We start from the raw sequence: 26,299 nt of genomic DNA, 5'->3' as shown, positions 1-26,299 counted from the left end.
ACGCATCATGACAGACCCCCGCATCGCCATCGTCGGCGCCGGCCCCGTCGGCCTGGTCCTCGCGCTCCGCCTCGCCACGCTCGGTATCCCCTCCACCGTGCTGGAAGCCGCGCCCGACATCTCGGAGGAGCTTCGCGCCTCCACCTTCCACCCGCCGACGCTCGACATGCTGGACGGCCTCGGCCTCGCCGCGCCGCTGGTCGCGCAGGGGCTGGTGACGCCGACCTGGCAGGTGCGCCGGCACGAGGACGGCGCGCGGGCGGTCTTCGACCTCAGCGTGCTGCGGGACGACACGGCGCACCCCTACCGGTTGCAGGCCGAGCAGTGGAAGCTCTCCCGCCTCGTGCTCGCGCAGCTCGCGCGGGACCATCCGGGCACGGTCGAGATCCGCTTCGGCGCCGAGGTCGCGGAGGTGGTGCAGGACGCCGACGGCGTGACGCTGCGCGGGGCGGGTTTCGACCCGCTGCGCACGCCCTTCGCGGTGGGATGCGACGGGGCGCGCAGCGTGGTGCGGCGCGCCATGGGGCTCGACTTCCCGGGCGACACCTACCCCGAGACGACGATCCTCGCGACCACCCCCTTCCCCTTCCGCGAGGTCTTCGAGGGGCTGTCCAACGTCAACTACGTGTGGACCCGCCACCCCGCCTTCAGCGGCACCTTCAGCCTGCTGCGCGTGCCGGGGAAGTGGCGCGCGAGCCTCTATCCCGCGCCGGGCGAGAGCATCGAGGCGGCGCTGGCGCCGGAGGCGGTGGAGCGGAAGCTGCAGGCGATCCACCCGAAGCCCACGCCCTACGAGGTGCCCGACCTCCGCCCCTACCGCATCCACCAGCGGATCGTCGCCAGCTACCACCACGGGCGGCTGCTGCTGGCCGGCGATGCGGCGCACCTGAACAGCCCCTCGGGCGGGATGGGCATGAATGGCGGCATCCACGACGCGATGGAGCTTGCCGCGACCCTCGCCCCCGTCTGGCGTGGCGAGGCGGATGCCGCGACGCTCTCCCGCTACACCCGGCGCCGCCGGCCTGTGGCGGAGCGCGAGATCATCGCCCAGGCCGACCGCAACCGCGCGAGGATGCGGGAGGCGGACCCCGGGCGCCGCGCGGCGATGCTGGCCGACCTCCAGGCCATTGCCGGGGACCCGGCGAAGGCGCGGGACCACCTGCTGCGCTCCTCGATGATCGCGGGATTGCGTGCCGCGGCGGCGGTGGAATAGGCCCGGGCAGCCCTTCACCCGACCGTCACAAAACTGTAAAAGCAGCGCAATGCGGGCCGGGTACGTGCCCGCGGGCAACGCTTCACGGGGAGAGGACAACCCATGTTCCGCCGCATGCTCATGGCCGGCGCCGTCGCGCTCGGCCTCGCCGGCGCCGCGCCGGCGCAAGCCCAGGCACCGATCGAGATCCAGTTCTGGCACGGGCTGACGCAGCCCAATGGCGGCCTGCTCGAGCAGATCGCCACCGACTTCAATGCCAGCCAGACGCGCTACCGCGTCGTGCCGTCCTTCCGCGGGTCCTACCCCGAGACGATGGTGGCCGCGATCGCGGCCTTCCGCGCCAACACCGCCCCGCACATCGTGCAGATGTTCGAGGTCGGGACCGGCACGATGATGGCCGCGGGCCGCGCCATCAAGCCGCTGCACGAGATCATGGCCGAGACCGGCGTGCAGATTCCCTTCGACGACTACCTGCCTGCGGTGCGCGGCTACTACGGCCTGCGCGACGGGCGTATGATGTCGATGCCCTTCAACAGCTCCACCGCGGTCGCCTTCTACAACAAGGACGCCTTCCGCCGCGCCAACCTGAACCCGGACCAGTTCCCGCAGACCTGGGCGGGGGTGGAACAGGCCGCGCGCGCGCTGAAGGCCGCCGGCCACCAGTGCCCGATGACGACCGCCTGGCCGACCTGGCTGATGGTCGAGCAGTTCAGCGCCATCCACAACATCCCGCTTGCCACGCAGGACAACGGCTTCGGCGGGATGAACGCCGAGCTGGCGATCAACAACCCGGTCATGCTGCGCCACCTCACCAACCTGGTGAACTGGCAGCGCGAGGGGATCTTCCGCTACGGCGGGCGCGACACCGCCGGCGAATCGCTGTTCCCGAACGGCGAATGCGCCATCATCTTCACCTCGTCGGGCTACCGCGGCCGGGTCCAGCGGGAAGCGCAGTTCCAGTGGGGCGTCGGCATGCTGCCCTACTACGACAACGTCCAGGGCGCGCCGTTCAACTCCATCATCGGCGGCGCCAGCTTCTGGACCATGAACCGCGGCCCTAACGCCACCCGCCCGGCCGAGGAGCTGCGCGGCGTGGCGGAGTTCTTCCGCTTCATCGCCCAGCCGCAGGTGGCTGCGAAGTGGCATACCGACACCGGCTTCCTGCCGGTGACCCGCACCGCCTTCGAACAGGTGCGCGCCACGGGCTTCTACGCCCAGCCGAACAACGCCGGCGCCGACCTGCCGATCCAGCAGCTGCTGCGCGGCGGCGGGCAGATGACCGGCAACACCATGGGCATCCGCCTCGGCGGCTTCGTGGAGATCCGCAACATCATCCAGGAGGAGATGGAGCGGGCCTTCCAGGGCCAGCAGACCCCCGAACAGGCGCTGGCCAACGCGACCACCCGCGGCAACCAGGTGCTCCGCAACTTCGAGCGCCAGAACCGCGGCGGCTGACCGCCCCCTCGCCCCCCTTCCCCGCACTTGCGGGGAAGGCCCGGGGTGGGGGATACCGCCTCGCACCACGACGGAGGCCACGCCCTTGCGCAAGAAGGTCATCTTCAAGGGCATCGCGCTCCCCTGGCTGCTGCTGCTGCCGCAGCTCGTCATCACGGGGGTGTTCTTCTTCTGGCCCGCGGGCCAGGCGATCTACGGCTCCTTCCTGCGGGAGGACGCCTTCGGGCTGAACCGCGACTTCGTCGGCTTCGAGAACTTCGCCGACATCCTGGCCGACCCGAACTACCTGAACGCGGCCTGGAACACGGTGCTGTTCTCCTCCTCGGTCGCCTTCTCCGCGCTCGCCGTCGCGCTGTTCCTGGCGGTGCAGGCGGACAAGGCGCTGCGCGGCGCGGATGTCTACAAGACGCTGCTGATCTGGCCCTATGCGGTGGCGCCCGCGGTGGCGGCGGTGCTGTGGCTGTTCATGTTCCACCCGCAGATCGGCGTCTTCGGCCGGGCGCTGAACGGCGCGGGGGTCGCGTGGGACTACAAGCTGAACGGCGGGCAGGCGATGCTGCTGGTCATCGTGGCGGCCGCCTGGAAGCAGGTCAGCTACAACTTCATCTTCTTCCTCGCGGGGCTGCAATCCATCCCGCGCAGCGTGCTGGAGGCGGCCGCGATCGACGGCGCCCGCCCGGTGCGGCGCTTCTGGACCGTGATCTTCCCGCTGCTGGCGCCGACCAGCTTCTTCCTGCTGGTGGTGAACCTGGTCTACGCCTTCTTCGACACCTTCGGCATCATCCACGCGCTGACCAAGGGCGGCCCGGGCCAGTCCACCACGACGCTGATCTACAAGGTCTACGTGGACGGGGTGGAGAACCTGAACTTCGGCGCCTCCGCCGCGCAGAGCGTGGTGCTGATGGCGATCGTCATCGCGCTGACCGCGATCCAGTTCAGGTTCATCGAGCGGAAGGTGCATTACTGATGTGCCATCGGACGCCGGGCGGCGCGGCTTCGGGGCGGGACGGCCGCCCATGCTGATGCGCGACACCACGATGGAGGACATCGCGCTGGCCCGCGCCACGGCGCGGCGGCAGGCGCGGTCGCGGCTGTTCGGCCACCTGCTGCTCTCGCTCGGCGTGCTGGTCTTCGCCTTCCCGATCTGGCTCACCCTCGTCGGCTCCACGCATGACGTGAACACCATCGGCCGCGGCGACGTGCCGCTGTGGTTCGGGGGCGAGGCGGTGGTGAACTACGTCAGCGCCTGGCTGCGCGGCGGGTCGTCGCTGCGCACCACCGGGGCGGTGCCGGTCTGGCTGATGCTGTGGAACAGCCTCAACATGGCGGTGCTGATCGCGGTGGGGAAGATCGCGATCAGCCTGCTGTCGGCCTATGCGGTGGTGTTCTTCAGCTTCCCCGGCCGCATGGTCGCCTTCTGGCTGATCTTCATCACGCTCATGCTGCCGGTCGAGGTCCGCATCATCCCCACCTTCGAGGTGATGGTGAATCTCGGCCTCATCAACACCATGCCGGGGCTGGTCGTGCCGCTGATCGCCTCGGCCACCGCCACGCTGCTGTTCCGCCAGTTCTTCCTGACCATCCCCGACGAATACGTGGAGGCCGCGAAGATCGACGGCGCCGGCCCGCTGCGCTTCTTCAGGGACGTGGTGATGCCGCTGAGCGTGACGAACATCGCCGCGCTGTTCGTCATCCTCTTCATCTACGGCTGGAACCAGTATCTCTGGCCGCTGCTCATCGTCTCCGACAAGGACCTGGAGACGGTGGTGGTCGGCATGACCAAGATGATCGGCACCGGCGACCAGCAGAACGAGTGGAACATCATCATGGCGACCGCCGTGCTGGCCATGGTGCCGCCGGTGCTGGTGGTGATCCTGATGCAGCGCTGGTTCGTCAAGGGCCTGACGGAGACCGAGAAGTAATGGCCACCCTCACCCTCACCTCCGTCCGCAAGCAGTTCGGCGCCGTCCAGGTCCTGCACGGCATCGACCTCGACGTCGCCGATGGCGAGATGATCGTCGTCGTCGGCGCATCGGGCTGCGGCAAGTCCACCCTGCTGCGCATCGTCGCCGGCCTCGAATCCCCCACCTCCGGCAGCGTGCGGATCGACGGGCGGGACGTTACGCAGCTGGAGCCCGCCGACCGCGACATCGCGATGGTCTTCCAGAACTACGCGCTCTACCCCCACATGACCGTGTTCGAGAACATGGCCTACGGCCTGCGCATCCGCGGCATGAAGATGCCCGAGATCAGGAAGCGCGTGGCGGATGCGGCCGAGATGCTGGAGATCGGCCCCCTGCTGGACCGCAAGCCGCGCCAGCTTTCCGGCGGCCAGCGCCAGCGCGTCGCCATGGGCCGCGCGGTGGTGCGGGAGCCGAAGCTGTTCCTGTTCGACGAGCCGCTGTCGAACCTCGACGCCAAGCTGCGCGTGCAGATGCGCGCCGAGATCCGGCGCCTGCAGAAGCGGCTCGGCGTCACCAGCCTGTTCGTCACGCATGACCAGGTGGAGGCGATGACGCTGGGCGACCGCCTGGTCGTGATGCACCAGGGCCGCGCCGCGCAGGTGGCCTCCCCGATGGAGGTCTGGGGCGTGCCGGCGGACACCTATGTCGCGGGGTTCATCGGCTCCCCCGCCATGAACTTCCTCTCCGCCACGCTCGCGGGCGGGGGCGGCGCGGCGGCGCTGAAGGCGGGGCCCACCCTGCCCTTCGCCGACGGCCCGCGCGCGGGGGCGGATGGCACGCCTCTCACCATCGGCATCCGGCCGGAACATGTAACGCTCGGCGATGGCGGCGTGCCGCTGACGGTGGACCTGGTCGAGCCGCTGGGCAGCGAGACGGTGATCCATGGCCGACTGCCGGGCGGGGAGACGCTGGTGGTGCGCCTGCCGATCGCGGCCGGCGACATCGGCGCGGCGCTGCCGGTCAACCTGCCGCCGGCCGCCTGGCACGTCTTCGCCGCCGGCGGCGCCCGCCTGCCCGCGGCGCAGCGCGTGGCGGCATAGCCCTGCCGCCGCCCCTCCCTTCCCCGCTGTCGCGGGTGGGGCGGGGGTGGCAGCATCGCCCGCGCAACCCCGGGCCTCCCGATGCTCTCTTTCCCGCCCGCCACCGCCGAGTCCCCCGACACTCTCCTCGCCTCCGGCGATGCCGCGCGGGAAGCCCGCCGCTGGGCGGAGGCGGAGCGCGCCTATCGCGACTACCTCGCCCATCGGCCGCTGCACTGGCAGATCCATGTCCAGCTCGGCCACGCCGTGAAGGAAGGGGGCGATGTCGAGGCGGCGCTGGTGCATTACCGCCACGCCGCCCAGCTCGCCCCTGACGCGGCCGACCCGCAGCTGCAGCTCGGCCATGCGCTGCGCCTCGCCGGGCGCGGCGGGGAAGCCGCGGCCTGCATGGCCCGCGCCCTCGCCCTCGCGCCCGCCGACCCGCTGCTGCGGCGGGAAGCCGCGCTGTTCCGCCACCGGCTGGACCCCGTTCCGGACGGCCCCGCCCTGCCGCTGCCCGCCGCGCCGGACGGGCCGCCCACCGCACTCGCCTTCGACGTCACCGACCTGCTCGACTACGTGAAGGACGCCCGCACGCCCACCGGCATCCAGCGCGTCCAGATGGGGCTGCTCGGCGCCATCCTCGAAGCGCCCGGGCGGCCGGGTGTCACCCTCGTCGCCTACGATCCCTCCGTCTGGCGCTGGTGGCAGGTGGAGGAGGCGGCCTTCCGCCGCACCCTCGCCCTGGTCCGCGCCGGTGCGGCGGAGGACGACCCGCAATGGCGCGCCGCCGTCGCCGCGCTGGTCGCCGCCGATCTCCGCCCCGATGCGCCGCTCGCCCCGGGCACGACGCTCGCCTCGCTCGGCAATGCCTGGGGGGTGGAAGACTATTTCCGCGGCCTGCGCCTGCTGCGGCGGCAGGTGGCGCTGCGCTATGTCGCCTTCCTGCATGACTGCGTGCCGCTGGTGATGCCGGAACACTGCCTGGAGCTGACCTCCCGGCTCTATTCGCGCTGGTTCGCCGCGCTGTCGCTGGCAGCGGACGGGCTGCTGGCGAATTCGCGGGCGACCGCCGCCGATGTCGCCCGCTTCGCCGCGCCGCTCGGCCTTGGCCTGCCGGCCCGCGTCGTGCCGCTGGCCGCCGAGGCGCCGGCGACCGGCCCCGCGGCGGCGGCGGCGGCCGACCGCCTCGGCATCCTGCGCCCGGGCGAGCCCTGCGTGCTGTTCGTCGCGACGGTCGAGAGCCGCAAGAACCACCTGATGGTCTTCCGCGCCTGGCTCGACCTCATCCGCCGCCACGGCCCGGCCGCTGTGCCACGGCTGGTCTGCATCGGCCGGCCCGGCTGGCGGTCCGAGGCGGCGCTGGACCTGCTGGCCCGCGCGCCGGACCTGCGGCGCCGCGTCACCCTGGTCTCCGGCGTGTCTGACCTGGCGATGGCGGGGCTCACGGCGCGCTGCCTCTTCACCGTCTACAACTCCTTCCACGAGGGCTGGGGCCTGCCGGTGAGCGAGAGCCTCGCGGCCGGCCGGCTCTGCGTCGTGCCGGCGCATGGCGGCCTGCTGGAATCCGGCGCGCCGGGCGCGGTCTTCTTCCCCCCGGGCGACCTGCCGGCGCTGGTGGCCGTGCTGGAACGGCTGATCGCCGATCCCGCCCATCGCGCCGCGCTCGAAGCCCGGATCGACCGCGCCGCCGCCTGCCGGTCCTGGCCCGAGGCGGCGGCGGAGGTGCTCGCCGCGCTTTCCTCCCCCCCGCCGCCCGTGCCCCGCCCGACCTTCCCGGCGGGGCTCCGCATCCCGCTCGCCACCGGCGCCACCACGGCCACCCCTGCGCTTGCCTGGGGCGAAGCGGTGCGGGAGGGACGCGGCTGGTGGTGGGCCGAGGCATGGGGCTGCTGGACGCAGGACGGCGTCGCGACACTGCACCTTCCCGCCGCGGTCCCGCCGGGGACGCCGATGCGCGCCGTGCTGGACCTGCGCGCGCCGCCCGGCGGCCTCGCATTCCGGCTGCGCGCCCGCGGCGCCGCGGCGGAGCCCTGGCGGCGGCTGGACCTCGCGGGGGACGCGGCCTGCACCGCGGTGCTGCAGGCGCCCGCCGGTCCGTACGGCCTCGCGGTCGACTTCGACAGCGGCGACGGGGTGCGCCTGTCGGGGGATGAGGCGAAGCGCGTGGTCGGGGTGGGGGTGGTTGCGGTGATGGCCTGCCGCGAGGATGACCTGCCGGCCCGGCTCTCCGCGCTGGAGCACGCCGAGGGATAGCGGTTCGTTCTGTCGTTTTCGCGCCACAGCTTCGGACGCGCTGCGCGAAGATGCGTGGCGCAATGTATCCCGTCGCGATCTCCTCCCTTATGTTTCAATGCTGATCGCGGTGTTCCTGAGTCGATCCACGAGGATCGGCCGGCGCCGTCCATGACGTCACGCGCGCGAAGGGGGCAGGCGCCGATCCCACGCACCATGCCGGCCGAGCGACCCTTCCTGCCCGCGGCCGGCCATGCCGCCCCCGGGTTTCCGGCTTCCCGGCACGGCGTGCCGGGCGGTGCCTGCCGCCCCTTCCCGCGCGCGGCCGGCGCATGATCCCTTCCCCCGCCCTGCGCAAGGCGGCCTGGGCCACGGCCCTGCTCGTCTCGGGCTTGGCCTGGGGCGGGGCGGCGTGGCTCGGCGCCGAACGCGGCCGGGAAGGCGAAGCCGCGGCGCGCGCCACCGCGGCACGCGCCGCCGCAGCGGGCCGCGCCCTGCTGATGCCCGCGCTCGATTCCGCGGCCGAGGCGCTGGCCGCGGCGGAAGGGCGCAACGCCGCCCTGCTGCGCGGCGACCGCATCGCGCAATCCGCGGCCGAGCGGGGCGTGGCGGAGGCGCTGCGCCGCGACGGGCTGCAATTCGCCGCCGTGACCGACGCGGCCGGGCGCATCGCCTGGGCCACCCATGCGCCCCTGGTCGGCCAGTCCCTGGCGGAGCGCGAGGCCTTCGCGCAGCATCGCGGCGGCCGCGCCGAGCCGATGCTGGCCCCCGCCCTGCTCGACCTGCCCGGCGGCCCGCGCAGCCTGCTGCTGACCCGGCCGCTGACCGAGCCCCGCGGCGGCTTCGCCGGCATCGCGCTGGTGGCGATCGACCCCAGGCGGCTGGAGCGGCTGCTGGCCGACGCCGCGCTGCTGCCCGGATTGCGGATGGGGCTGCTGCGGGTGGACGGCACGCCTTTGGCAGCGGGCGGCGGCCCGACCCTTCCCTGGCCCCCGGCGGGAAACGACAGCGTGCAGGCCACCGTCCCGCTGCCGGGCGGCGACGTGCTGCTGCTGGCGGCCCTGGCCGGGGACGGGCGCGGCGCGGCGCGGGAATACGCGCTGCTGCTCCAGGCGCTCGCCGCCCTGGCCAGCCTCGTCGCGCTCGGCCTGCCGCTGCTGCTGCGGCGCCATCCCGCCCCCCGCGCGCCGGCCGCCCCCGCGCTGGACGAGGCCATCCCCGCCGTCGGCTATCGCGGCCTGGTCGAGCCGGGCGGCACGCTGCGCCTGGTGGAGATCGGCGCGGGGATCGAACGGCTCACGGGCTGGACGCCGGAAGCCGCGCTGCGGCCGGGCTGGCGCCAGCGCGGCATCGACGCCGCGACCCTGCCGCTCGGCGCCGACCTGCCCGACCTGCTGCGGCGCGAGGCGCAGGGCAGCACGGAATACCGCTTCCGCCGCGCCGATGGCGGCTGGATGTGGCTGCGAGAGACCGGCCGGGTGCTCGGCCGCGGCCCCGCCGGCACCGAGGTCGCCGGCGCGCTCGAGGACATCTCGGCCGAGCGCGAGCTGGCGTTGCAGGCGGCCGCGGCGGCGAAGTTCGCCACCCTCGGCGAGATGGCGGCCGGCCTCGCGCATGAGCTGAACCAGCCCATCGCCATCATGTCGCTCGCCGCGGAGAACGCGGCCGAGGCGCTGGAATCGGGCGAGGACGGGGTGGAGGACGCGCTCGCGCGGCTGCGGCGCATCATGGCCCAGGCCGACCGCGCCAAGGCCATCGTCACCCAGCTCCGCGCCTTCTCCCGCGTCGATGTCGCGACGCTGGAGGCGGTGGACCTCGGCGCCGCGGTGCAGGGGATGATGGTGCTGGCCGGCCAGGCGCTGCGCGATGCCGGCGTGCAGGCGCAGATCCGGCTGCCCGACCTCCTGCCCCCGGTGATCGGCCAGGCCGTGCTGGTCGAGCAGGTGCTGCTGAACATCGTGCTGAACGCGCGCGACGCGCTGGCCGAATCGGCGCCCGACCGCCGGCGCATCCGGCTCGACGCCGAGGCGGGGCCGGGGGCGGAGGAGGTCATCCTGCGCGTCCAGGACAGCGGCCCGGGCATCCCGGCCGAGGTGCTGGAAAGGCTGTTCGAGCCCTTCTACACCACCAAGCCGCCGGGGCTGGGCACCGGGCTCGGCCTGTCCATCTCGCGCACCATCATGCGCGGCATAGGCGGGCGGATCGAGGCCGCGAACCTGCCCGGGGGCGGCGCGGTCTTCACCCTGGTCTTCCGCCGCGCCGCGATGGCTCAGCCGCCCCCGGCCGGACAGGCCGCGGCACCCGGCCCGCGCTGGCCCGCCGCCACCGAGGGCTGACGCGCGGGACGGGCCGGACGAACCGATTTTCCCGTCCGGAATCGGCGCCGGACTTGATCCTGAGCAAGGAAGGCCCCCGCGCAGCCGGCGCAAGCTTCCCGCCATGGACGCCCTTCCCGACCACCGCCCCCGCCTCGAGGCCTATGCGCGGCAGAACCTGCCCCGCTACACCTCCTATCCCACCGCGCCGCATTTCACGGCGCTGGATGAGGCCACCTACCGCGCCTGGCTGCGCTCGGTCGGGCCATCCGACACGCTGTCGCTCTACCTGCACATCCCCTTCTGCAAGTCGCTCTGCTGGTATTGCGGCTGCCATACCGCGGTGACGCGGTCGGTGGCCCGCACCTCCCGCTACGGGGCGGGGCTGGAGCGGGAGGCGGGGCTGCTGGCCGCCGCGCTGCCGGTGCGCGCGCCGGTGGAGGCGCTGCATCTCGGCGGCGGCACGCCCTCCGCCCTCGGCGCCCCCGCGCTCGACAGGGTGATGGAGGCGCTGCGCGCCCGCTTCGATGTCACCCCCGATGCCGAATTCTCGGTCGAGATCGACCCACGCACGCTGGAGCCCGCCTTCGTGGACGTGCTGGCACGGCACGGCTTCCGCCGCGCCAGCCTCGGCGTGCAGGACATGTCGGAGCATGTGCAGAAGCTGATCGGGCGCATCCAGCCCGCCGCGATGGTGCGGGACGCGGTGGAGCGCCTGCGCGGCGCGGGCGTCACCTCGATCAACTTCGACCTGATGTACGGGATGCCCGGCCAGGGCACGGTGGAAGTGGCGGACAGCGCCCGCTTCGCGGTGGAGATGGGGGCGGACCGCGTCGCCGTCTTCGGCTACGCCCATGTCCCCTGGATGAAGCCGCACCAGAAGGCGATCCGCGAGGACCTGCTGCCCGATGCGCTGGCGCGCATGGAACAGGCCGAGACGGCGGAACGCGTGCTGCTGGCCGCGGGCTACCTTCCCGTCGGGCTCGACCATTTCGCGAAGCCCGGCGACGGCATGGCGCAGGCGCTGGCCGACGGACGGCTGCGGCGCAACTTCCAGGGCTACACCACCGACCGCGCGCCGGTGCTGCTCGGCCTCGGCGCCAGTTCGATCGGCGCGCTGCCGCAGGGCTACGCGCAGAACACCACGGACGAGCGCGCCTGGCTGTCCGCCGTGGAGGATGGCCGCCTGCCCGTGGCGCGCGGCCTGGCGCTGACGGAGGACGACCGCCAGCGCCGCGGCATCATCGAGGCGGTGATGTGCGACCTCTCGCTCGACCTCCGCGGCGTGCCGGGCGAGGTGTGGCGGAGCGCGGAGCCGCGGCTGGCGCCGCTGCTGCGCGACGGGCTGGCAGCGGTCGAGGATGGCAGGCTGGTGGTGACCGGGGCCGGGCGCCGCTTCGTGCGCCATGTCGCGGCCTGCTTCGACGCGCATCTCGGCGCGTCCGCCGCACGGCACAGCAAGGCGGTGTAGCGCCCCGCCCGCCCGGCGGCGTCATGCGATCGGTCGAATGCTTCGACCGATCGCATGTATTTCTTGTGCCCTCATGCGCCGGGCGCCGGCATCCGCCGGGGCGTGCCGGACTACGCCGCCTGGGCGCAGAGCCGGCCGAGCATCGTCGTCAGCTCGTTCGGGTCGTAGGGCTTGGCCAGCACCATCGCATGCTGGTGCCCGGCCGGCAGGCCGGAGGCGCCATAGCCGGTGGCGATCACATAGGGAATGCCCCGCGCCGCCAGCGCATCCGCCACCGGCGTCGACGTCTCCCCCGCCAGGTTCAGGTCCAGCACCACGGCATCCGGCTTCTCCCGCCCGAGCAGGGCGAGCGCCTCCTCCACCGTCGCGGCGGGACCGATGACGCCGAAGCCGGCATCGAGCAGCGCGTCCTCCACGAGCATGGCGACCAGCGCCTCATCCTCGACAACCAGCACCCTGCGCATGTCGCGCCCCATCCCCGGAACTCCCGTTGCCACCCTCACATCCTCGCGGGCTTACACCGATCTAACGCTTCGCGCGCGAAACGCGCCGCTCACATTCCCGCGTGCTGCATGCGGCGGGCGCAGATCACGCGGGCCAGCCCTGCGCGGGATCGGCCCGCCAGGGCGCCGCGGCCCAGGCCCGCGCCCGGCGCGGCCCGCGCGCCGTCAGCACGCGCACCGGCACCAGCCGGTAGGACGCCCCCTCATAGGCGGCAAGCCGCGCGAATGGCGCCGGCGGCAGCGTGACGAGGAGCCCGCCCACCTCCCCCGCCCCGCGCAGCAGCGTGGGATAGGGCGTGCCCCGCAGGGCGACGCGGCAATGGCCGGGCAGGCGGGCGGGCAGCGCGCCCCGCAGCGGCCGCAGCGCGCCCGCCATGCGGCGGAACACGCGCGGGTCGAGCAGCGTGCCGTAGAGGAAGACGCGCAGGGCGCGCGCCCCGGTCAATGCCCGGCGTTGGCGCCGCTGAAATCCGGCGCCGCCAGGCCGGACGCCTGAAGCTGCCGCGCGATGCCCGCCTTCAGCCGGTCCAGCCCCGCCTCGCTCGACGCCTCGGCCCGAGCGACCAGCACCGCCTGGGTGTTGGAGGCGCGCAGCAGCCACCACCCATCCTCGGTCAGCACCCGCACGCCGTCCACGTCCTGCACCTTCGCGCCCTCGGCGGCCAGGCGCCCCTTCACCTCGCGGATCACCTCGAACTTGCGGGTGTCGGCGCAGTCGAAGCGCAGTTCGGGCGTGTTGATGACCTGCGGCAGCGCGGCGCGCACCGAGGACAGCTTCCCCTGCATCCGCGCCACGATGCCGAGCAGGCGGACGGCGGAATAGGGTGCGTCGTCGAAGCCGTACCACTTGTCGGCGAAGAAGATGTGGCCCGACATCTCGCCGGCAAGTGGGCTGCCGGTCTCGGCCATCTTCGCCTTGATGAGCGAATGGCCCGTCTTCCACATCAGCGGCACCCCGCCGGCCTTCGCCACCTCGTCGAACAGCACCTGGGACGCCTTGACGTCGGCGATGATGGTGCCGCCCGGGTTCGCCTTCAGCACGTCGCGCGCGAGGACCACGAGGAGCTGGTCGCCGAACAGGATGTGGCCCTGGTCGTCCACCACGCCGATGCGGTCGCCGTCGCCGTCGAAGGCGATGCCGAGATCGGCGCCTTCGCGCGCGACCTCCGCGATCAGCTGTTCCAGGTTCTTCGGCACGGTCGGGTCGGGGTGGTGGGCGGGGAAGGTGCCGTCGATCGTCGCGTTCAGCAGGTAATGCGTGCCCGGCAGCTTCCGGGTGATCTTCTTCACCACCTCGGCCGAGGAGCCGTTGCCCGGGTCCCACACCACCTTCAGCGCGCGGTCGCCGCCGTCCCAGTCCTGCAGCACGCGGGCCACGTAGTCGTCCGAGATGTCGACCTGGTGGTCGGTGCCGACGGCGCCCGGCACCACGTCGCCTTCCGCCGCCATGCGCCCGATCTCCTGGATCTGCGCGCCGTAGAAGGGCTTCCTGCCGAGCATCATCTTGAAGCCGTTGTAGTCTGGCGGGTTGTGGCTGCCCGTCACCATGATCGCGCCGTCGGCCGACAGGGCATGGGCGGCGTAGTAGAGCATCGGCGTCGGCCCGCAGCCGATCCGCGCCACCTCCAGCCCGCAGCCGCGCAGGCCGGCCACCAACTGCGCCTCCATCTCCGGCGAGGAGAGGCGGCCGTCATAGCCGACCGCCACCTTCTTCCCGCCCCCGCGCGAGACGACCGAGCCGAAGCAGCGGCCGATCGCGAAGGCGTCCTCGGGGCGCAGCGTCTGCCCGACGATGCCGCGGATGTCGTATTCGCGCAGGCTGGTCGGGTCGAAGCGGTGGTTGAAGGCGGTCATCGGCTGGTCGGTCCCGTCCGGCGTCAGGAATACTTCTGGAGGATGCGGCGCATGGCGGGCGCCATGTCGTCGCGCGCCAGCGCGAAGGCGACCTGCGCCTCCAGGTAGCCGGCCTTGTCGCCGCAGTCGAAGCGCCGGCCCTCGTAGCGGACGCCGTGGAAGGGCTGGCTGCCGATCAGCTTCGCCATGCTGTCGGTCAGCTGGATCTCGCCGCCCGCGCCCTTCTCGAACTTCGACAGGTGGCCGATCACCTCCGGCATCAGCACGTAGCGGCCGATGACGGTGAGGTTGGAGGGCGCCTTCTCGACAGGCGGCTTCTCCACCAGGCCGGTCACCTCCACCAGGTTGCCCTTCGTCGCGCCCGGCGCGATGACGCCGTAGGAGGAGACGCGCTCCTTCGGCACCTCCTCGATCGCGACGACGTTGCCGCCCGTCGCCATGTAGGCGTCGGCCAGCTGCTTCGTGCAGGACACGTCGCACAGCATCAGGTCGTCGGGCAGCAGGATGGCGAAGGGGTCGTCGCCGATGAAGGCGCGCGCGCACCAGATGGCGTGGCCGAGACCGAGCGGCACCTGCTGGCGGGTCGAGATGATGGAGCCCGGCGGCAGCGCCTGCGCATGGAGCATGTCGAGCTCCTTCTGCTTGCCGCGCTCGGTCAGGGTGCGCTCCAGCTCGAAGGCGACGTCGAACTGGTCCACCAGCATCGTCTTGCCGCGGCCGGTGACGAAGCAGAACTCCTCGATCCCCGCGGCGCGCGCCTCCTCCACCGCGTAGTGGATCAGCGGCTTGTCCACGACGGGCAGCATTTCCTTGGCCATCTGCTTGGTGGCCGGCAGGAAGCGGGTGCCGAGACCGGCGACGGGCAGCACGGCCTTGCGGAGAGGCTTGGGCACGGGGCGGGGTGTTCCCTCTGGCGGTGGTTGCCGCGAGGAGTGCCACGCCGGGCGCCGGGCGTCCACATCCTCACGCCCCGAGCAGGGTATCCCGCGCCTCGTTCAACCGGGCGGCGAGCCAGTCGGACCCGCCCATGTCGGGGTGGGCGGCCATCATCAGCCGGCGATGGGCGCCGCGGATCTCGGCCTCCGTCGCGCCCTCGGCCAGGCCGAGCACGGCCAGCGCGTCCTGCCGCGTCATCCGCCCCGGCGCGGCGCCGGGCGGGTGCGCCTGCGCCGCGGCGTCGCGCCAGTCCGGGAAGGCGCGGTCCAGCCAGGCTTCCAGCAGGGGGGCGCTGTCCGGGTCCTCGGCCGCCAGCTCCGCCATCAGCTCCAGCAGCTGCGGCAGGTCGAGATCGGCCAGGTCCCGCCCCGCGAAGCGGCCGCGCTTCACCCGCCCCGTCATCCGCCCGCTGTCGTGGTCGAGCGCCATGGCGAGGGAGGCGGTCTCGACATCGCTCGCCCCGCCGGGGCTGGCCGCGCCGCCGCGCGCGAAGGTGCGGGCGGCGCGCATCCGCTGCCAGGACCGCCACGCCATCGGCCCGAGCAGCGCGAGCGCCCAGAAGGCCTGCGGCCCGCGCCCGCTGGCCAGCAGCAGCCCCACCAGCCCGACGCCCACCACCCCGCCGCCCCAGACGAGCGCCGAGCGCACCTGCGCCGGCTTCGCATCGGCGAAGACCCGCAACAGGCCGAGCACGAGGACCAGGGCCAGCAGGCCCAGCGCGATCCAGGCCAAGCGTCAGCCCCCCCGCGGCGCGGGAAGCTGGCCGGCGATGTGCCGCGCCGCGCCGCCGGTGAGCCGCAGCAGCGCCCGCCGCCCGCCCGCGGCGAAGGTCGCCACCGCGCGCAGCAGGTCCCGCAGGGCGGAGGCGCTGGACGCGTCGAAACCCGCATGCGCGCCGCCCGACAGCTTCGCCACCTGCGCGAAGGCGTTGGCCGCGACCGGGTGGCCGCCTTCCTGGAAGACGAAGACCGGCGTGCCGCGCAGGCCGAGCTCGCCCGCCACATGGCAGATCGGGTCCACATCCTCCTCCACCGCGTCGCCGATGAGGATGACGGCGTTCACCTTCTCCCGCCGGGTCTCGGCCAGCGCGTGCTGCAGCGTCCGCAGGATCTGCGTCTGCCCGCCGAGGCAGGTGACCCCCGTCATCCGCCGCGCCAGCTCCTCGGCCGAGGTCAGGAACGGCGTCGCCGCGAATTCCCCGAAGCCGCGGTAGTAGGCGAGGCTGACGGCCAGCCCGCCGATGTCGCGCACCGCCATGAACATCTCGCCCTGCAGCTGGCAGGCGCGGTCCCAGGTGGGCTGGCGCGAGGCGGTGGCGTCGACCGCGAAGATCAGCCGGCCCGGCCGGCCGGAGGCCGGCGTCACGGCGGGCATGGCCGCCACCTTCGTCAGGAAGGCGGCCACCGCGGCGGAGCCGGGCTTGTCCGGCAGGTTGGTCATGCAGCCAAGATGGGCATGCGGCGGGATGCGGGGAAGCCCCCGCCGCGCGCCCGCTACGCCTTAAGCCCGTTCGCCTGCGCCGCCGCCAGCGCCGTCATGTTGACGATGCCGCGCGCCGTCACGCTCGGCACCAGCACATGGATGGGTCGGGCCATGCCGAGCAGGATGGGGCCCACCTGCAGCCCCTCGCCCGCCGCCTTCAGCAGGTTGAAGGCGATGTTGGCGGCATCCAGCGTCGGCATCACCAGCAGGTTGGCGCTGTCGGTCAGCGTGCTGTCCGCCACCGTGCGGGCGCGGATGGCGGCGGACAGGGCCGCATCGGCGTGCATCTCCCCGTCCACCTCGAAATCCGGGTCCCGCGCGCGCAGCAGACGCAGCGCCGCGCGCATCTTCCGCGCCGAGGGCGCGCCCGACGCGCCGAAGCTGGAATGGGACAGCAGCGCGGCGCGGGGCGTGATGCCGAAGGCGCGGATCTGCTCGGCCGCCAGCAGCGTCATGTCCACGATCTGCTCGGCCGTCGGCTCCACCGTCAGGTGGGTGTCCACGAAGAACAGGTGGCCGTTCGGCACGATCAGCGCGGACAGGGCGTAGACCCGGTCCACCCGCGCATGCTTGCCGATCACGTCGAAGGCGTGGTGCCAGTGACGGAACCAGTCGCCCGTGCCGCCGCAGAGGCAGGCATCCGCCCGCCCCGCTTCCAGCAGCAGCGCCGCCGCGACGGTCGGGCGGTTGCCGACGCGCCGCGCCGCCGCGTCGGGCGGGATGCCGCGCCGGCCGACCTTCTTCTGGTAGAGCTTCACCAGCGGCGCGAATTCCGCCTCGTCCACCGCCGGGTCCAGCACGCGGACGGACTGGGAGAAGTCCATCCGCAGCCCCATCGCGCGGGCGCGCGCCGCGATCACGTCCCGCCGGCCGATCAGGATGGGCTCGGCCAGGCCGTCATCCAGCACGGTCTGCACGGCGCGCAGCGTGCGTTCGTCCTCGCCCTCGGCGAAGACCACGCGGGCGGCGTCGCGGCGCGCCACCTCGAAGACCGGGCGCATGAGGTTGCCGGAGCGGAAGACGAAGCGTTCCAGCTCGTGCCGGTATTTCCCGAGATCGGCGACCGGCCGCCGCGCCACCCCGGATTCGGCCGCCGCCCTGGCCACCGCCGGCGCGATCTCCAGGATCAGGCGGGGGTCGAAGGGCTTGGGGATGATGTAGTCCGGCCCGAAGACCGGCGCGTTGCCGCCATAGGCCGCGGCCACCACTTCCGACGCCTCCATCCGCGCCAGCGCGGCGATGGCGTCGGCCGCCGCGACCTTCATCGCCTCGTTGATCTGCTCGGCCCCGGCATCGAGCGCGCCGCGGAAGATGAAGGGGAAGCAGAGGACGTTGTTGACCTGGTTCGGGTAGTCGCTGCGCCCGGTCGCCACGATGGCGTCGGGGCGCGCAGCGCGCACCGCCTCGGGCAGGATCTCCGGCTCGGGGTTCGCGAGCGCGAGGACCAGCGGCTTCGGGGCGAGCTTCGACAGCCATTCCGCCTTCAGCACCCGCGGTGCCGAGAGGCCGAGGAAGATGTCCGCGCCCTCCAGCACCTCCTCCAGCGTGCGCGCCGCGGTGTCCTGCGCATAGGCGGCCTTGTACGGGTCCGTCCCCGGCCGGCCCTTCCAGACCACGCCGTCGATGTCGCAGATCGTCACGTTCTCCCGCCGCAGCCCCATGGCCACCAGCAGGTCGAGGCAGGCGATCGCCGCGGCGCCGCCGCCGGTGTTCACCACCCGCACATCCTCCAGCCGCTTGCCCTGCAGCACCAGGCCGTTGCGGACCGCGGCGGCGACGATGATGGCGGTGCCGTGCTGGTCGTCGTGGAAGACGGGGATCTTCATGCGGGCGCGCAGTTCGCGCTCCACCTCGAAGCACTCGGGGGCCTTGATGTCCTCCAGGTTGATCGCGCCGAAGGAGGGCTCGAGCGCGGCGACCACCTCGATCAGCCGCTTCGGGTCGCGTTCCTCGATCTCGATGTCGATGGAGTCGATGCCGGCGAACTTCTTGAAGAGGACGGCCTTGCCCTCCATCACCGGCTTGCCCGCCAGCGCGCCGATGGCGCCGAGGCCGAGCACGGCGGTGCCGTTCGAGATCACGGCCACCATGTTGCCGCGGGCCGTGTAGTCCCAGGCGGCATCCGGGTTCCGCGCGATCTCCTCGCAAGCCGCGGCGACGCCGGGGCTGTAGGCGAGCGAGAGGTCGCGCTGGGTGGCCATGCGCTTGGTCGGCTCGACCGAGAGTTTCCCCGGCCGCGGCAGGCGGTGGTAGTCGAGGGCGGATCTGCGGAAATCGTCGTCCATCGCCGGAGGATAGCGCCTAGCCGAGTCGCTCGGCTACTGACCGGGCGGGGGGTGAGCATGGACGGCGAGGAATGGCGGGAGATACCGGGCCTCGAGGGCCGCTACGAGGCGAGCAGCCTCGGGCGGATCAGGTCCTGCGACCGGGATGTCTGGACGGGCCGCGCCCTGGCCTGGCGACGCGTGAGAGGGCGGGTGCTGCGCCCGGGCCGGCGCGCCTCCGGGCATCTGGTGGTCATGGTGGGCCGGACGGAGCAGCGCTACGTGCATGAACTCGTGGCGCTGGCCTTCCATGGGCCGCGGCCCTGGAAGGGGGCGGAGATCCGCCACCTGAACGGCGATCCCGCCGACAACCGCGCCGGCAACCTCGACTATGGGAGCCGCAGCCGGAACACGCAGGACCGCAAGTGGCACGGGAGGATGCCGGGCCGGCTGACGCCGGAGCGCGTCTGCCGCATCAAGGCGGCGCTGCGGGACGGCGATGCGCCGCGTTATGTCGCGATCTGCTTCGGCGTCTCGGTCTCGACCGTGACAGCCATCCGGGACGGCAGGACGCACCGCGACGTGACGGACACGACCTGCCTCGAACAGTTCGGGATGATCACCTGGTAGCGGCGGCGGGGAACGGCGACCCGCGCCGGCAGGCGGAAAATGCGGTCGAGAAGATTCGAACTTCCACGGGGTTTCCCCCACCAGCACCTCAAGCTGGCGCGTCTACCATTCCGCCACGACCGCAAAGCCGGTAGAGGGCGCGCGTATAAGCCATGACAGCGCCCCCGACAACACCCCCGCCCGAATGGATCGTCCTGCCCGGCCGCACCCCCTATGAACCCGCGGTCGCGGCCATGGAGGCGCGGGTCGCCGCCATCCGCGCCGGCACGGAGGCCGAGGCGGTGTGGCTGGTGGAGCACGAGCCCACCTACACCGCCGGCACCTCCGCCCGGCCCGAGGACCTGCTGGAACACCGGTTCCCCGCGGTGAAGGCGGGGCGCGGCGGGCAGTGGACCTATCACGGGCCCGGCCAGCGCACCGGCTACGTCATGCTCGACCTGACGCGGGACCATGGCACGGTCCGCGCGCGGGACGTGCGCGCCTTCGTCCACGGGCTGGAGGAATGGCTGATCCGCGCGCTCGACCGCTTCGCCATCCGCGGCGAGCGGCGGGAGGGGCGGGTCGGCATCTGGGTGGTGGACCGCACGCGGGGGACCGAGGACAAGATCGGCGCGCTCGGCGTCCGCGTCACGCGCTGGGTGAGCTGGCACGGGGTGGCGCTGAACGTGGACCCCGACCTGGGGCATTTCGGCGGCATCGTCCCCTGCGGCGTGCAGGACCATGGCGTGACCAGCCTCCACCGGCTCGGCATCCCCGCGACGATGGAGGAAGCCGACAGCGCCCTGATGGCCGCCTGGTCCGAGGTGTTCGGGTGACGGAACACGACTCGACACGCCACCAAAGCGCGCGCTAGCCCTGATCTCTGCAACCATGGCGGGCATGTCCTGCCGTAGCGGAGACAGCGCATGGCCGAACCCACCGCCTTCGAACAGTACCTGCTGGAACTGGTGAACCGCGCCCGGCTGGACCCGGCGGGGGAAGCCGCGCGCTTCGGCATCGGGCTGAATGACGGGCTGGCGGCCGGCACCATCTCCGCCACCGCGAAGGCGCCGCTCGCCTTCAACCCGCTGCTGATCGACGCGGCGCGCGCCCACAGCGACTGGATCCTGGCGACCGACACCTTCTCCCACACCGGCGCGGGCGGCTCCTCGCCGGGCGACCGCATGGCGGCGGCGGGCTACGTGTTCAGCGGATCCTGGACCTGGGGCGAGAACATCGCGCTCCGCTCCGGCACCATCACCGCCGGCACGGTGGAACTGCTGCATGAGCAGCTGTTCGAAAGCGCCGGCCACCGCAAGAACATCCTGAACGCCAGCTTCCGGGAGACCGGGCTCGGCCTCGCCCAGGGCGAGTACAAGGGCGGGACGGTGACCGACGTGACGGAGGCCTTCGCCAAGTCCGGCAGCGCCGTCTTCCTCACCGGCGTCACCTTCGACGACCGCGACGGCGACCGCTTCTACGACCCCGGCGAGGGGCTGGGCGGGGTCGGCCTGTCTATCCGCAACACCGCCACCGGCGCCGTGACCACGGCCAGCAGCTGGTCCGCCGGCGGCTACCAGGTGGCGCTCGGCACCGGCAGCTACGAGGTCACCTTCTCCGGCGGCGGGCTCGCCTCCCCGGTGGTGAAGGCGGTCACCATCGGCAGCGCCAACGTCAAGCTCGACCTCGACGCCGATGCGGGCGCGCCACCGCCGCCCCCGCCCGCGAACCTCGTGCTGACCGGCACCTCGGCCAACAACGCGCTGGTGGGCGGCGCCGGCGCCGACCTGCTGAGCGGGCTGGCCGGGGCGGATACGCTGACCGGCGGCGGCGGCGCGGACACGCTGCTCGGCGGCAGCGGCCAGGACCGGCTGGATGGCGGCGCGGGTGACGACCGGCTGGTCGGCGGCGGCAGCGCCGACCGGGTGACGGGCGGCGCGGGCGCGGACCGCTTCGTCTTCGAGAATGTCGCCACGGACCGGGGCGACCGCATCACCGATTTCGACGCCGCCGCCGGCGACCGCGTGGACATCTCCGGCCTGCTCGCCGCGGGCGCGGGGGATGACTGGGCCGCGCTGTCGGCCAGCGGCCATGCGCGGCTCACGCAGTCCGCCGCCGGGGCCGTGCTGTGGGTGGACCCCGATGGCGGCGCCAATGGCTGGCTGCTCGTCGCGACCTTCGAGGGCAAGGCCGTGGCCGCGATCGGCGGCGATTTCCTGATCGGGTAGCGCCCGGATCGCGGCGGCGGCGCGGACCCCGACGCCGCGCCGCAGCCGCGCTATTCGATGCGGGCGCCGGAGATCCGCACCACCTCCCGCCCGCGTTCCAGGTCGGCCGCCAGGAAGTCCCGAAAGGCGGCGGGCCCGAGGCCGATGATGCTGGTCCCGTCGGCGGTGACGCGCGCGCGGAAGGCGGGGTCGGCCAGCGCATCGCGCACCGCGCCGTCCACCCGTTCCACCACCGCCGGCGGCAGGCGGGCGGGACCGCAGAGGCCCATCCAGCTGATGTAGTCGAAGCCCGGGATGGTCTCGGCCAGCGCCGGCACATCGGGCAGCGTCGGCGAGCGTTCGCGCGAGGTGACGGCCAGCGCGCGAAGCTGCCCCGCGCGGATCAGCGGCAGCGCGACCTGCAACTGCGGCATACCGAAGGCGACCGTGCCCGCGCGCACGGCATTGACGATGTCCGGCGCGCCGCGGAAGGGGATGTGCTCGGCCTCGGTCCCCGTGCGCGCCAGGAACAGCGCGACGGTCAGGTGCGCCGCGCTGCCGAAGCCGCCCGAGGCATAGGGAGTGCGCGGGTCGGCCCGCAGCCGCGCGACCAGGGCGCCGATGTCGGCCAGCGGGCTGTCGGCGCGGACGATCACCGCGTTGGACATGCCGAAGGCCAGGTTGATGTGGGTGAAGTCGGCCAGCGGGTCGAACTCCACGCGGGCATAGAGCGCGGCATTGACGCTGAGCGATCCGGTGGCCCAGAGCAGGGTGTGGCCGTCCGGCGCCACCTGCCGGGCGACATGGGCAAAGCCGATATTGCCGGCGGCGCCGGGGCGGTTCTCCACCACCAGCGGCTGGCCCAGGCGCTGGCCGAGCGCCTCGGCGATCTGCCGGGCGTTGATGTCGGGCGCGCTGCCCGGGATGAAGGGCACGACGAGGCGGATGGGCCGGCTCGGCCAAGCGTCCTGCGCGCCGGCCAGGCGCGGCGCGGCAAGCAGCGCGAGCGTGCCGGACAGCGCGCGTCGGGACAGGGTCATGGCCGCTTCCTCCTCGGGCTTCCGGCCATGGTGGAGGGGCGGCAGGGCGGCGGCAAGGCGGGCGTGGTGCACCGCCCCGGCGGTCCCGTCCCGGCGGGATTGGGGCGCAGCGCCCCATCCGCGGAGGCGAAATCGCCGGAGCGGTGGATCCGGCCGCCCGAACAAAGGACCGGAGCGTGACCCGCGCTTCCGTCGCGCGGGTCGCGCCTCAGGGCCCGTCCTCCTCCACTTCCCAGCCCTGGGCGAGATACCGCGCGAGCACCGCCTCGTGCCGGTCGGAGGGATGGGTCTCCACGACCTCCTCCTCGCCGTCCAGCACCTCGGTGCCGGCGGCGGTGGTGACGATGACGAGGGTGTCGGTCTCACCCTTCATCAGCACGGTCTCGCGCATGCGGGTCCTGTCCCCCTCCCCCGGTCACGGGGGAGGGTCGGCTTGGGGAGGGGGGCGGTTCAGCTCCGGCGGAGGAAGGCCGGGGCGTTGCCGCCATCGCGGAAATCCGCATCGCGCCAGGCACGGTCCTTCTGGCCACCGGCCGCGGCGGGGCGGCGCACCGGGGCGTCCCCGCCGCGCGGGGCGGAGGGAGCGGCGCCACGCGGGGCGGCGCCTGCCGGCCCGCGTTCGCGCGCCTGCTGCGGATGGCGCTGGCCCTCGCGGGCCGGGCCGGGCTGCGGGCGGCCGCGGTTCTGCTGCTGGCCGCGGCCGCCGCCGCGGGACGCGCCCTTGGCGGGCTTCACCGCATCCGGGCGGCCCGGGGTGCGGCGCATCGCGATGCCGACATCCTGGCGCTGGTCGTCCGACTTCAGCTCGGTGCGGATCAGCTTCTCCACCTGCCACAGCTTCTCCCGCTCATCCGGGGCGCAGAGGGCGATGGCGATGCCGCTGGCGCCGGCGCGCGCGGTGCGGCCGATGCGGTGGACATAGGCTTCCGGCGTGTCCGGCATGTCGTGCTGGATGACGTGGGAGACGCCGTCCACGTCGATGCCCCGCGCCGCGATGTCGGTGGCAACCAGCACCGGCGCGCGGCCGGTCTTGAAGTCCGCCAGGGCGCGTTCGCGCTGGCCCTGGCTCTTGTTGCCGTGGATCGCGTTGGCGGCGATGCCGTCGGCTTCCAGGTTCTTCACCACGCGGTCGGCGCCGTGCTTGGTGCGGGCGAAGACCAGCGCGCGCGTCACCGCGCCGTCCTTCAGCAGCCCCGCCAGCACGCCGCGCTTGCGGCCCTGCTCGACGAAGATCAGCTTCTGCTCCACGCGTTCCGCCGTGGTGGCCACCGGCGTCACCTCGACGCGGGCGGGGTCCACCAGGATCTCGCCGGCCAGCTTCGCGACCTCGGTCGGCATGGTGGCGGAGAAGAACATCGTGTGGCGCGGCTTCGGCAGCACCGGCAGGATGCGGCGGATCGCGGGCCAGAAGCCCTTGTCGAGCATCTGGTCGGCCTCATCCAGCACCAGCGTCTCCACGCGGTCGAGCCGCGCGGTGCCCTGGTCCAGGTGGTCCTGCAGGCGGCCGGGGGTGGCCACCAGGATGTCGATGCCGGCGGACAGCGCGCGGCGCTGCGGGCCGTGCGGCACGCCGCCGAACACCACCGCGACGCTGAGGCCGAGATGGCGGCCATAGGCCTTGAGGCTGTCGGCGATCTGGCTGGCCAGTTCGCGCGTGGGTGACAGGATCAGCGCGCGGCAGCCGCCGCGCGGCGGGCGGCCCTTGGCCTGCGCCAGGCGGTGCAGCAGCGGCAGGCCGAAGGCGGCGGTCTTGCCGGTGCCGGTCTGCGCGATGCCGAGCAGGTCGCGCCCCGACAGCGCATGCGGGATGGCCTGCGCCTGGATCGGCGTCGGGGCCTCGTAGCCCTCCTCCGTCAGCGACTGGAGGATGCGGGCGTCGAGGCCGAGGTCGTTGAACAGCATGAAGTTGGTTTGAATCCGGGGTAGCCGCCGCGCGGTCATGCGGGCGGAGGGTGGCGGGTGGCCCGCCCGCGTGCCGGGGCGAGGCCTGTGTTGTCCGCTGTAGGCGCCCTGGTCCGGACCGAGCCGCCTGTGTCGTGGGGCGAAGGGTCCGCTCACGCGGCCGGGCGCGGCGGGCCGTGTCGGTGCCCGCTGAACACCCGCAAGATAGGGCAGGAGTACTCACGAAACAAGCGGATTCCGCACCGGCGGCGGGATTCGCCCCTACCCGTTCGGCAGCTTCCGGAATCCGGGCTCGTCGGGCGGTTCGGCCAGCACCTCCTCGATGCGGTCGATGCGGGCCATCAGGGGGCCGCGGCGGCAGGCGGTCAGCATCGCCTGCACCGCCCCCTCCTCCCCGGCCACCAGCGCCTGCACGCTGCCATCCGCGCGGTTGCGCACCCAGCCCTGCAGACCCAGCCGCTCCGCCTCGTGCAGCATCCAGTCGCGGTAGCCGACGCCCTGCACCCGCCCCTCGATGCGGAGCAGACGCGCCCTCACGGCACGCGCGCCAGGGCGATGATGCGCGCCGCCAGCTCCACATCCGCAAGCGCCGCCGCGCGCCGCGCCTCGGATTCCGGATCGGTGCCCCAGAACTGCTCCTGGAAGCGTTCGTCGATGGTGGCCAGCGCATGCGCCCGTGCCGCATCCACCTCCCCCGCCGCCAGCGCCAGGCCGAGCACGACGCTGCCGAGCGCCGGCACCGCGACGCCGAGCGCGGCGAGTTCCAGCGGCGGATGCGCCGCCACCGCATGCGCCAGCGCACGCAGCGCCTGCGGGTCCTGCGCCACCGGCATCACGCCATGGGTGACGCGCAGCGGCGCATCCAGCGCCCGCGCCGCCCAGGCCAGCAGCGGGTCCCACCCTTCCGCCTGGCGGTCGGCAAGCCGCCGGTCCTCGGCGCGGTAGCACAGCAGGTCGGTTTCGGCGTAGCGCGCGATCGCGACGGCGGTCGCCGCCGGGTCGGGGGCGATCCGCTCCTCCGCCGTGCCGACCAGCCGCGTCAACGGCACCTGTTCGGGGCGCATCTCGCCGCCCCTGCCGCCGCCGGCGGTGTTCCATTCCGCCGCGATCGCCTCGGCGAGCGGGCGCGAGGCGACGCGCAACGCCCCCCCGCCCGGCAGGCGCACCGGGCGGCCGTCGAGCAGGATGGCGAAGCGCCCCTCGGCCTCGGCGGTCGCCGCCGTGTCCCAGAAACGCTTCATGCGGCGCTCAGCGCGTCGCGGCGGCCGAGCGGCTGGAAGCGGCGGGCCGGGCCGGCTGGCGGGACGCCGCGGCGGGCGCGGCGGCGCTGGCCGGACAGGCCGGCGTCGTCAGCGGGTTCAGCACGTTGCGGTCCGCCGTGAGGTCGGCGAGCGCCGCGGCGTTGCTCTGCGCCAGCGCCAGCTGGAACAGCGGGCCGACCGTGCCGCAGAACTGCGAGCCCTGCCGGATGCCGTCCTGCGACTGCGCGTTGGCAAGGGTGGTGATGAAGCCGTCCAGCTCGCGCTGCGCGCCGCCGCCGGCGGTGCGGCGGAAATGCGACTGGATGGTGCGGTACGACCCCGCCAGCTCGCCCTGGAACTTGCGGACGAAGGCGTTGTAGTCGCCGTCCCGCTGGCAGGCGAGCGCGGCCACCATCAGCTGGCTCTGCAGCGCGCGAACCTCGAACGCCGTGCGCTCGGCGCTCTGCACGCAGGACTGCGCGATGGCGGGGCCCGCGACGCCGGCGGCGAGGCCGGCGAGGAGGAGGCGGAAGGTGGTCGGGCGCATGGTCATGGCGCGGAGGATCTCCCCTGGATTCGCCCTGCCTGC

Annotated in this window: 24 protein-coding genes and 1 tRNA gene; 11 read left to right on the top strand and 14 right to left on the bottom strand. The window is 73.4% G+C overall.

Annotated features, from left to right (window positions below; all coding sequences use genetic code 11):
• The first annotated feature begins 7 nt into the window (after window positions 1–7).
• The 8 genes from ACK8OX_RS11880 (at window position 8) to hemN (ending at window position 11,672) form a co-directional block, all read left to right on the top strand.
• Window positions 8–1,213 carry an FAD-dependent oxidoreductase gene (locus tag ACK8OX_RS11880; protein WP_430664301.1) on the top strand — a complete coding sequence of 402 codons (1,206 nt, stop codon included), beginning with the start codon at window positions 8–10 and terminating at the stop codon, window positions 1,211–1,213.
• Between the two features lie 102 nt (window positions 1,214–1,315).
• On the top strand, window positions 1,316–2,668 hold the full coding sequence (ugpB, locus tag ACK8OX_RS11875; protein WP_430664300.1) for a sn-glycerol-3-phosphate ABC transporter substrate-binding protein UgpB: 1,353 nt from the start codon (window positions 1,316–1,318) through the stop codon (window positions 2,666–2,668).
• 85 nt (window positions 2,669–2,753) lie between these two features.
• Window positions 2,754–3,635, top strand: coding sequence for a sn-glycerol-3-phosphate ABC transporter permease UgpA (gene ugpA, locus ACK8OX_RS11870; protein WP_430664299.1), 882 nt, complete (start codon window positions 2,754–2,756; stop codon window positions 3,633–3,635).
• 49 nt (window positions 3,636–3,684) lie between these two features.
• Window positions 3,685–4,590 carry a sn-glycerol-3-phosphate ABC transporter permease UgpE gene (gene ugpE / locus ACK8OX_RS11865; protein ID WP_430664298.1) on the top strand — a complete coding sequence of 302 codons (906 nt, stop codon included), beginning with the start codon at window positions 3,685–3,687 and terminating at the stop codon, window positions 4,588–4,590.
• Entirely contained in the window at window positions 4,590–5,672 is a 1,083-nt protein-coding gene (ugpC, locus tag ACK8OX_RS11860; RefSeq protein ID WP_430664297.1) for a sn-glycerol-3-phosphate ABC transporter ATP-binding protein UgpC, read from the top strand. The genes ugpE and ugpC overlap by 1 nt, the downstream gene beginning before the upstream one ends.
• Window positions 5,673–5,753: 81 nt before the next feature.
• Window positions 5,754–7,907 carry a glycosyltransferase gene (locus ACK8OX_RS11855; protein ID WP_430664296.1) on the top strand — a complete coding sequence of 718 codons (2,154 nt, stop codon included), beginning with the start codon at window positions 5,754–5,756 and terminating at the stop codon, window positions 7,905–7,907.
• 311 nt (window positions 7,908–8,218) lie between these two features.
• The gene (locus ACK8OX_RS11850) at window positions 8,219–10,222 is read left to right on the top strand and encodes an ATP-binding protein (RefSeq protein WP_430664295.1); all 2,004 of its coding nucleotides are present in this window, start codon (window positions 8,219–8,221) and stop codon (window positions 10,220–10,222) included.
• Between the two features lie 103 nt (window positions 10,223–10,325).
• Window positions 10,326–11,672 (top strand): oxygen-independent coproporphyrinogen III oxidase, encoded by a 1,347-nt coding sequence (gene hemN, locus ACK8OX_RS11845; protein WP_430664294.1) that lies wholly within the window; start codon window positions 10,326–10,328, stop codon window positions 11,670–11,672.
• A 110-nt stretch (window positions 11,673–11,782) separates the two neighbouring features.
• Here the strand turns inward: hemN and ACK8OX_RS11840 are convergent, their stop codons facing one another.
• The 7 genes from ACK8OX_RS11840 to ACK8OX_RS11810 all read right to left on the bottom strand — a co-directional run bounded on the left by ACK8OX_RS11840 (window position 11,783) and on the right by ACK8OX_RS11810 (window position 18,732).
• Window positions 11,783–12,136 (bottom strand): response regulator, encoded by a 354-nt coding sequence (locus ACK8OX_RS11840; RefSeq protein ID WP_430664292.1) that lies wholly within the window; start codon window positions 12,134–12,136, stop codon window positions 11,783–11,785.
• Window positions 12,137–12,260: 124 nt separating this feature from the next.
• Window positions 12,261–12,620 (bottom strand): gamma-glutamylcyclotransferase family protein, encoded by a 360-nt coding sequence (locus ACK8OX_RS11835; RefSeq protein WP_430664291.1) that lies wholly within the window; start codon window positions 12,618–12,620, stop codon window positions 12,261–12,263.
• Complete coding sequence (pgmG, locus tag ACK8OX_RS11830) at window positions 12,617–14,029, bottom strand: phosphoglucomutase/phosphomannomutase PgmG (RefSeq protein ID WP_430664290.1); 1,413 nt, start codon at window positions 14,027–14,029, stop codon at window positions 12,617–12,619. Before pgmG ends, ACK8OX_RS11835 begins: the two co-directional genes overlap by 4 nt.
• A gap of 23 nt (window positions 14,030–14,052) precedes the next feature.
• Window positions 14,053–14,922, bottom strand: coding sequence for a UTP--glucose-1-phosphate uridylyltransferase (locus ACK8OX_RS11825; protein ID WP_430664289.1), 870 nt, complete (start codon window positions 14,920–14,922; stop codon window positions 14,053–14,055).
• Window positions 14,923–14,992: 70 nt separating this feature from the next.
• Entirely contained in the window at window positions 14,993–15,697 is a 705-nt protein-coding gene (locus ACK8OX_RS11820; RefSeq protein WP_430664288.1) for a hypothetical protein, read from the bottom strand.
• Between the two features lie 3 nt (window positions 15,698–15,700).
• The gene (locus ACK8OX_RS11815) at window positions 15,701–16,405 is read right to left on the bottom strand and encodes a VWA domain-containing protein (RefSeq protein WP_430664287.1); all 705 of its coding nucleotides are present in this window, start codon (window positions 16,403–16,405) and stop codon (window positions 15,701–15,703) included.
• 53 nt (window positions 16,406–16,458) lie between these two features.
• Window positions 16,459–18,732, bottom strand: coding sequence for an NADP-dependent malic enzyme (locus tag ACK8OX_RS11810; RefSeq protein WP_430664286.1), 2,274 nt, complete (start codon window positions 18,730–18,732; stop codon window positions 16,459–16,461).
• A 57-nt stretch (window positions 18,733–18,789) separates the two neighbouring features.
• On the opposite strand from ACK8OX_RS11810, the gene ACK8OX_RS11805 reads away from it, so the two are divergent.
• Window positions 18,790–19,341 (top strand): NUMOD4 motif-containing HNH endonuclease, encoded by a 552-nt coding sequence (locus tag ACK8OX_RS11805; RefSeq protein ID WP_430664285.1) that lies wholly within the window; start codon window positions 18,790–18,792, stop codon window positions 19,339–19,341.
• Window positions 19,342–19,381: 40 nt separating this feature from the next.
• Here ACK8OX_RS11805 and ACK8OX_RS11800 read toward each other — a convergent pair.
• Window positions 19,382–19,464: transfer RNA gene (locus tag ACK8OX_RS11800), tRNA-Leu, on the bottom strand.
• 29 nt (window positions 19,465–19,493) lie between these two features.
• Between ACK8OX_RS11800 and lipB the strand changes: the two genes are divergently transcribed.
• Together lipB and ACK8OX_RS11790 are read left to right on the top strand one after the other, a co-directional pair.
• The gene (gene lipB, locus ACK8OX_RS11795; RefSeq protein WP_430664284.1) at window positions 19,494–20,156 is read left to right on the top strand and encodes a lipoyl(octanoyl) transferase LipB; all 663 of its coding nucleotides are present in this window, start codon (window positions 19,494–19,496) and stop codon (window positions 20,154–20,156) included.
• 90 nt (window positions 20,157–20,246) lie between these two features.
• Window positions 20,247–21,548, top strand: coding sequence for a CAP domain-containing protein (locus tag ACK8OX_RS11790; RefSeq protein ID WP_430664283.1), 1,302 nt, complete (start codon window positions 20,247–20,249; stop codon window positions 21,546–21,548).
• A gap of 50 nt (window positions 21,549–21,598) precedes the next feature.
• On the opposite strand, the gene ACK8OX_RS11785 is transcribed toward ACK8OX_RS11790, so the two are convergent.
• From ACK8OX_RS11785 to ACK8OX_RS11760, 6 genes are all read right to left on the bottom strand, one after another.
• Window positions 21,599–22,567: a Bug family tripartite tricarboxylate transporter substrate binding protein gene (locus tag ACK8OX_RS11785; protein ID WP_430664282.1), complete on the bottom strand. Its 969-nt coding sequence runs from the start codon at window positions 22,565–22,567 to the stop codon at window positions 21,599–21,601.
• 208 nt (window positions 22,568–22,775) lie between these two features.
• Complete coding sequence (locus ACK8OX_RS11780) at window positions 22,776–22,958, bottom strand: hypothetical protein (RefSeq protein ID WP_430664281.1); 183 nt, start codon at window positions 22,956–22,958, stop codon at window positions 22,776–22,778.
• A 59-nt stretch (window positions 22,959–23,017) separates the two neighbouring features.
• A complete protein-coding gene (locus tag ACK8OX_RS11775; RefSeq protein WP_430664280.1) occupies window positions 23,018–24,469 on the bottom strand; it encodes a DEAD/DEAH box helicase in 1,452 nt (483 codons plus the stop codon).
• 261 nt (window positions 24,470–24,730) lie between these two features.
• Window positions 24,731–25,006: an acylphosphatase gene (locus ACK8OX_RS11770; RefSeq protein WP_430664279.1), complete on the bottom strand. Its 276-nt coding sequence runs from the start codon at window positions 25,004–25,006 to the stop codon at window positions 24,731–24,733.
• Complete coding sequence (locus tag ACK8OX_RS11765) at window positions 25,003–25,710, bottom strand: ATP12 family chaperone protein (RefSeq protein ID WP_430664278.1); 708 nt, start codon at window positions 25,708–25,710, stop codon at window positions 25,003–25,005. Before ACK8OX_RS11765 ends, ACK8OX_RS11770 begins: the two co-directional genes overlap by 4 nt.
• Before the next feature lie 7 nt (window positions 25,711–25,717).
• Complete coding sequence (locus ACK8OX_RS11760; protein ID WP_430664277.1) at window positions 25,718–26,263, bottom strand: hypothetical protein; 546 nt, start codon at window positions 26,261–26,263, stop codon at window positions 25,718–25,720.
• Window positions 26,264–26,299 lie beyond the last annotated feature (36 nt).

Origin of the sequence: Falsiroseomonas sp. CW058, assembly GCF_050563535.1 — a bacterium.
Lineage (GTDB): Bacteria > Pseudomonadota > Alphaproteobacteria > Acetobacterales > Acetobacteraceae > Falsiroseomonas.
Note: the sequence above shows the minus strand (reverse complement) of the source record. Positions and strands in the feature narration are given on the sequence as shown.

What these genes read in the sequence shown, in the direction of transcription:
- ACK8OX_RS11760 (WP_430664277.1), bottom strand. Translation starts at nt 26,263, where the DNA reads ATGACCATGCGCCCGACCACCTTCCGCCTCCTCCTCGCCGGCCTCGCC.
- lipB (WP_430664284.1), top strand. Translation starts at nt 19,494, where the DNA reads ATGACAGCGCCCCCGACAACACCCCCGCCCGAATGGATCGTCCTGCCC.
- pgmG (WP_430664290.1), bottom strand. Translation starts at nt 14,029, where the DNA reads ATGACCGCCTTCAACCACCGCTTCGACCCGACCAGCCTGCGCGAATAC.
- ACK8OX_RS11790 (WP_430664283.1), top strand. Translation starts at nt 20,247, where the DNA reads ATGGCCGAACCCACCGCCTTCGAACAGTACCTGCTGGAACTGGTGAAC.
- ACK8OX_RS11810 (WP_430664286.1), bottom strand. Translation starts at nt 18,732, where the DNA reads ATGGACGACGATTTCCGCAGATCCGCCCTCGACTACCACCGCCTGCCG.
- ACK8OX_RS11840 (WP_430664292.1), bottom strand. Translation starts at nt 12,136, where the DNA reads ATGCGCAGGGTGCTGGTTGTCGAGGATGAGGCGCTGGTCGCCATGCTC.
- ACK8OX_RS11785 (WP_430664282.1), bottom strand. Translation starts at nt 22,567, where the DNA reads ATGACCCTGTCCCGACGCGCGCTGTCCGGCACGCTCGCGCTGCTTGCC.
- ACK8OX_RS11855 (WP_430664296.1), top strand. Translation starts at nt 5,754, where the DNA reads ATGCTCTCTTTCCCGCCCGCCACCGCCGAGTCCCCCGACACTCTCCTC.
- ACK8OX_RS11775 (WP_430664280.1), bottom strand. Translation starts at nt 24,469, where the DNA reads ATGCTGTTCAACGACCTCGGCCTCGACGCCCGCATCCTCCAGTCGCTG.
- ACK8OX_RS11805 (WP_430664285.1), top strand. Translation starts at nt 18,790, where the DNA reads ATGGACGGCGAGGAATGGCGGGAGATACCGGGCCTCGAGGGCCGCTAC.
- ACK8OX_RS11765 (WP_430664278.1), bottom strand. Translation starts at nt 25,710, where the DNA reads ATGAAGCGTTTCTGGGACACGGCGGCGACCGCCGAGGCCGAGGGGCGC.
- ACK8OX_RS11880 (WP_430664301.1), top strand. Translation starts at nt 8, where the DNA reads ATGACAGACCCCCGCATCGCCATCGTCGGCGCCGGCCCCGTCGGCCTG.
- ugpC (WP_430664297.1), top strand. Translation starts at nt 4,590, where the DNA reads ATGGCCACCCTCACCCTCACCTCCGTCCGCAAGCAGTTCGGCGCCGTC.
- ugpE (WP_430664298.1), top strand. Translation starts at nt 3,685, where the DNA reads ATGCTGATGCGCGACACCACGATGGAGGACATCGCGCTGGCCCGCGCC.
- ACK8OX_RS11780 (WP_430664281.1), bottom strand. Translation starts at nt 22,958, where the DNA reads ATGCGCGAGACCGTGCTGATGAAGGGTGAGACCGACACCCTCGTCATC.
- ACK8OX_RS11850 (WP_430664295.1), top strand. Translation starts at nt 8,219, where the DNA reads ATGATCCCTTCCCCCGCCCTGCGCAAGGCGGCCTGGGCCACGGCCCTG.
- ACK8OX_RS11815 (WP_430664287.1), bottom strand. Translation starts at nt 16,405, where the DNA reads ATGACCAACCTGCCGGACAAGCCCGGCTCCGCCGCGGTGGCCGCCTTC.
- ugpB (WP_430664300.1), top strand. Translation starts at nt 1,316, where the DNA reads ATGTTCCGCCGCATGCTCATGGCCGGCGCCGTCGCGCTCGGCCTCGCC.
- hemN (WP_430664294.1), top strand. Translation starts at nt 10,326, where the DNA reads ATGGACGCCCTTCCCGACCACCGCCCCCGCCTCGAGGCCTATGCGCGG.